General features: G+C 68.9%; 3 protein-coding genes. 2 read left to right on the forward strand and 1 reads right to left on the reverse strand.

The features are described 5' to 3' along the window. Nucleotides 1-1,103: vWA domain-containing protein (locus tag U9977_RS18320; RefSeq protein ID WP_322750503.1), on the reverse strand; the 1,103-nt coding region annotated here is incomplete at its 3' end. Nucleotides 1,104-1,629: 526 nt separating this feature from the next. On the opposite strand from U9977_RS18320, the gene U9977_RS18325 reads away from it, so the two are divergent. Both U9977_RS18325 and U9977_RS18330 read left to right on the forward strand, forming a co-directional pair. Further along, complete coding sequence (locus U9977_RS18325) at nucleotides 1,630-4,470, forward strand: VWA domain-containing protein (RefSeq protein ID WP_322750504.1); 2,841 nt, start codon at nucleotides 1,630-1,632, stop codon at nucleotides 4,468-4,470. 82 nt (nucleotides 4,471-4,552) lie between these two features. Beyond that, nucleotides 4,553-5,539 (forward strand): tubulin-like doman-containing protein (locus U9977_RS18330; RefSeq protein WP_322750505.1); only part of this gene is annotated, 987 nt, incomplete at its 3' end.

Consider the following 5,539-nt stretch of genomic DNA (forward strand, 5'->3'; position numbering starts at 1 on the left):
GGGCGTACCAGCATCGCGGTACGCGGCGTCCCTTCCCACTCCACCTGGGGGTCGATCATGATAGGTGGCCCACCCGGTGGCGCGGTCGCGACGATGGTCCACTCGCCGGGCATCGGATGGGTGACGTGCAGGCGGTCGTACCCGGCCGCGCTGGCGGTGCGCTCGAAGGTGGGGCCGTCCGAGGTCTTTTCGCCGGGCCGCACGAAGCTCGTGTCGGAGCAGTCCTGCGGGCCGCCCGCGGGATGGGGTTCGCAGAAGTTGAACGTGAGTCGATCTTCGTGTCGCACGCGGATCGTCGCGTCGGTCGCCGGCAGCGGAACCCGCACCTTGACCTCCGCATGGCACTGGTCAAGCGGTGTGAGCGCGGTCACGAGCCCACCCACCGCATCCAGGGGATCTTCCTCCGGCCGTGCCAGGTGCACCGACGGCTTGGCACGCTGCTCGCAGGTACCCTGCCCCTGGTAGCTGGCGCGGGCGAGTAGGTCCAGGCCGGCCGGGTCCGCGGAGCCGAAGCCGAGTGGCCACACCTCGATCTGTTTGTTCTTCAGCTCGGCCAGATCGGTGGGCGCGAGCTGGTTCCGCGCGTTTGGCGGTCCGCCGGCGAGCAGTACCAGCACCAGCCGTGCCGTTTCGGGTGCATTGGCCGCCAGAGCGTCACCGAAGAAACGCACCGCTCCGGCGATGTCGGAGTCGTTCCCCTCGGCGGGTGCCCGCTTGTGCAGGCCCGTGATGCAGGCTGCGAGTACGGGCCCGGCGCGGGCCGCGTCCGGCCCGGCCCTGCGGGAGGGACAGGTGCGGTCGAAGGCGGACCGGCCTTCGCGCGGCGCGCTGCCATAGCCGGTCACCTCCACCTGGTAGTCGCCTGCCAGCGGAGCAGCAGCGATCTTTTCGGCGATCTGCTTCTGCATGTCGACCTGCACTGCGGTGACGTTCGCGGATTCGTCGACCAGGATCTGGACCCGGACCGGTTGTGGCGATGTTTTCGACACCGGTGCGGCAGGGTCGGGAGAGCGCGTTTGCGCATTGACAGGTACGGTCCAGAAGACGACCGCGACGGTGACGCACATCCCCGCCAGTACGCGCCCGAAGCGTGCTGTGGACATTCGGCTGGCCATCCCTAACCCCCGTCGGCACTGGACTCCACCAGACCAAACTCTCGCCGCGGTGGAAACCGTACCGGACAATAGCCACCGTCTACGCCGGAGCTCTTCGAATCTCGGCATTTGACGGAATTAACTTTGAGTGTTTATAGGTGTACCTAGGGTAACTCGATCGTGTGCTCATTGTGCTTCCCGCCCAGGCTGCCCCGTCCCGGTGCGGCCCAGTCGAGCAATACCCGACGAGAACCTACTCCGCAATCGGTAGATCGTTGTCGGTGGGTTGCGTCGCGACCGCCCCTGTCTGGAGTCTGCGGGGTTAATGGGTGCCAACAGTGCGAGTGTCGCTTCAGGTAAACAGCCGGCCAAGCGGAGGTGCGAGATTCACTCGGGTCGGGAAACTGGCGTGCGTTCCGGTACGATCGGTATTCACTATGGACCACCACGCGGGGGGGAGCGTCCATTGGCTGTAAAGCAATCAGGCGTACGGGGCCGCCAGGTCTGGCCGCCGTATGCCCTGGTGGCGCGCTTGATGGGCGGTGTGGTTGCCGTTGGCGTCGTCCTGGCCGGGACGGCCGTCCCGGCCAGCGGCCAGGCGGCGCCCAGCGCGTCGCCGAGCACCGCCGCCTCGAACGCCACCGGCAATGACCTGGCCACCCAGCCAGTGCGGGTCGTTGTTCTTGTTGACGAGTCCGGAAGTCTCTCCGATCAGGACGTCGTCAACGAACGCAACGCCGCCTCGGTCATCGCCGTCGCGGACGTCTCCCCGCAGTCCCAGGTAGCGGTCCTGGGCTTCGGTAGCTCCGAGGGCAGAGTGGGCCAGAGCGCGGTCAACCCGGTATGCCCCCTGACGACCGTCAACCAGCTGGGTGATCAGCAGGAGCTGCTCCGGTGTATCGGCACGCTGCACCGACGAACCGCCGAGGAAGGTAACAACACCGATCACGTAGCCGCGCTTGCCCAGGCCCTCGATATCCTGGCCGCGCCGGATAGCCTCAACCGTCCTAAAATGATCTTCTTGTTGACCGATGGACGGCTCGACGTCTCAGGGAGTCCCCAGTACGGTCCGGACGTCACCACGCGTAACGCTGAAGGACAGCGGCAGTTGGTCGAGAAGATCAATGAAGCTCGTGACGGCAAGGTGCAGATCTGGCCGATCGGCTTCGGCAACGTCGACATGGCCTCGCTCGACGGCTACGCCACCGGCGGCTTTCAGGGGACCTGTAACCGTTCGGTCGACGCCAGGCCGCGGACGAACATCTACACGTCATCCAGCGATGTGGGCAAGGCATTGCTGCAGGCGTTCGCGTCGGCCCGGTGCGCCGGCGTCTCCGCTTTCGACCAGGGCACCCTCACCGGCGGAGAGTCCGTTGAGCTGGCCGTCGACATCCCGCCCATCAGCACCGACGGGTCCATCGTGGTGTTGAAGGGCAGTGACAAGGTCAGGGTCACCTATTTCGACCCGCACGGGGTGGAGGTACCGCGCCAGAGCCAGAACTTCGACGGTTCGGTGCTCCAGGCGACAACCGAGAACGCGGCGGCCGAGTCGCTGCACATCCGCGACCCACGCCCGGGTACCTGGAAGGTGCGGCTGACCGCACCCGCGGGCGTGCCCACGTCGACGGTCGCGGCCTCGGCGATCTGGCAGGGTCGCATCCGCTCCTCGATCGCGGTCACCCCGCCTGCCCCGCAACCCGGTCAGACCGTCGACGTGCGGGTGCGGCTGCAGACCCGCGCCGACGCGGTCACCGACCTGGCCGAACTGCGCAAGCTCACGGTCCGCGCAGAGGTCTCCGGAGACGGAATGCCGCTCCAGAGCGTCCCGGTCGCCGACGACGGCAAGGGCCCCGACCGACGGGCGAACGACGGCGAGTTCGCCGGTCAGGTCACCGTTCCGACCAACGCCACCGGTGATCTCACGTTCGTCGGGCGCATCGACGGGATCGGTGTCGTCGGCGACGAGCGACCGTTCACCACCCGGATCACCAAGGGGCCGCCTCCCGTCACCGCCGACATCAGCGTGGACGGCGGACGGGTCGCGCCGGGCGACGCCCTGGGTGGGACGGTCGTCGTCAACACGGCGGACGGCAGGCCCCGTATCCTCGGGCTGCGTCTGATCGATCTGGATCCGGGCACGCTTGCCGAGCTCAGTCCGGCGAGGATCCAGACCGATGGTTCCGGACGCTCGCAAGAGGCACTGACGATCCAGTTCCGCGCCGGCACCAAACTCGGGCCGGCCAGCGGCGAACTCGACGTGTATGACGCGGTCGACCCCGCGACCGTCGTCGCGACGGGCTTTTTCACCGTCAACGTCGCTTACCCGTCGCCGCTGCTCCAGCGCCTGTGGTGGTTGTGGTTTCTTGTGCTGGTAGCGGTGCTGGCCGCGGTGGCCTGGTTGCGTGGTCGGCGCCGGGCTTTCCTCATCCGTCGTGATGTCCGTGATCTCACGATGGTCCTGCACCGGAGCGGCATGGAGCTTTACAAACTCCGCGCGCCACCGACACCGTCCACCCGGTTCTCCTTCGCGATTCGGGACCCCCGGAGCAGATCGCCGCGTCTCGATCTGGCCGACGGTCGGGAAAGTGCCTATGAGGCGCGCCGCGGGGACAGCGGCGAGCTCATCGTCAGGACGCCCGGTGGTGCGACGACCACGCTGTTGCGTGGCACGCCCACACCAGTCGGTGACGGACTGGCGCTCGGTTTCCTCGATGCCCGCACGGCGGGAGCGGCAGGGACGCCGGGCGCGGCGGGCGCGGCGGGCGCAGCCGGGACTGCGGGCACCGCCGGGCGCGGCACCTGGAATGAACGCAACCGTTTCCGGCCCGGTGCGGGTGGCGTGGGCCGTGGTCACGCTGGTGCCGGTCCGGCATCCGACGGCGCCGGGCGCGGACAGACGGCGGGCGGCTGGCGGGAGCGGGCCGGCGCGGGTACCGGTTTCGGGCGGCAGCCGGGCTCGTTCCGCCAGGAAGCGGGCGGTCGGGGTGACGGGGGTTACGGCCAGTCCGTACCCAGCGGCTCGCAGCCCGGCTCGGAGTCCGGCTCGTGGCGGAGCGGGGGGAGTAGGCCTGGCCGCGGATCGTCCTCGGCTGGCACCACGGGGACCGGGCAGCGGGACACCGGGCAGCGGGACACCGGGCAGCGGGACACCGGGCAGCGACCCGGTCGCGGGGAGTCCGACCGCGCCGTCGGCCAGGCTCGGACGGACGACCGCGGCGGGTCAGGCGGGCATGGCCGGTACAGCGGCTATGACACCGGCGCTGCGGACGGTCGGGATGGCGCGGACCTGCATGACGAGATAACTCAGCCCGGTCGCGACGGTGGTCGTAGGCCGCGCGACCGGGACAACTACGACGATGATTTCGAGCGGTCATGAGGGCCGGACCGGCCGGCGCGGTGACAGCCGACTCCCGGCCCCGCGGTCGTGGGCGATCTGACAGGGAAGCGAGCGAGTCCGCATGAACATTTACCAGCCGATGATGTTCGTCGGTCTGGGGGGCACCGGATGCCTCATCGGCGCGGAGTTGGAACGCCGGCTCCGCACCGAGCTGTGCGGACCGGACGGCCGGGACCTGATCGGCCGGATCCCCGGCCAGGGTTATCTGCCCTACCAGCTGCCGGCCTGCGTCCAGTTCGTGTATGCCGACCTGAACGAGAGCGAGCTCACCAAGCTCCGCGGCCGGGTCGTCCCGGGCGAGGAGCACGAAGCCGCGGTCGCGCACACCCAGCACATCACCCATGAACTTGTACCCCGGTTCGACACCTATCCACAGGTTGCGCTAAGCCTGCGTACCAACGCCCGAAAGTTCATCCGGGGATGGGTGCCGCCGCCCGCCGGGGAGCCACGGGTGGCGCCGCTGGTCCGCGGGGCCGGGCAGTTGCCCACGGTTGGGCGGGCCGCCCTGTTCGAGACGTTCCGCAACGGGTTGGAACCGGCTCAGCAGCCGATCGCGCGGGCGATCGGGATGATCGGTAACTCCGGTGACGAGTTGTCCCGGCTCGGCGGGCGGTTCGGTCAGACCTGTGACGTCTTCGTCGCGTTCTCGGTTGCCGGTGGCACTGGCGCCGGCATCTTCTACGACTATCTGTATCTGATCGGTGAGGCGTTCCAGCGGACGGACTACCGGGCGCAGATCTATCCGCTCGTGCTTATGCCGTCGGCGTTCGAGGAGGGGATGGGCGGTGGGCGCCGCGCCCGGCTCAACGCCGGCCGCGCCCTGCTGGACCTGTTCCGCCTGGTGGACGACCAGAACGGTTCCACCGCCGGCACGGAACTCACCGCCACCGGAACCACCGGAACGCTCGGGGTCCTCTACCCGGGCCAGGAGAAGGCGACCGCGCTGGCGCCCGCTACCATCCAGACCGCCTTCCTATTCAGCGGCAGCTACGGTGTCCGCCGCGACGACCTGCACCGCTCGATCGTGTCGCTGATGCTGTCGCTGGTC

The organism is Protofrankia sp. Cas8 (assembly GCF_963555845.1).
Lineage (GTDB): Bacteria > Actinomycetota > Actinomycetes > Frankiales > Frankiaceae > Protofrankia.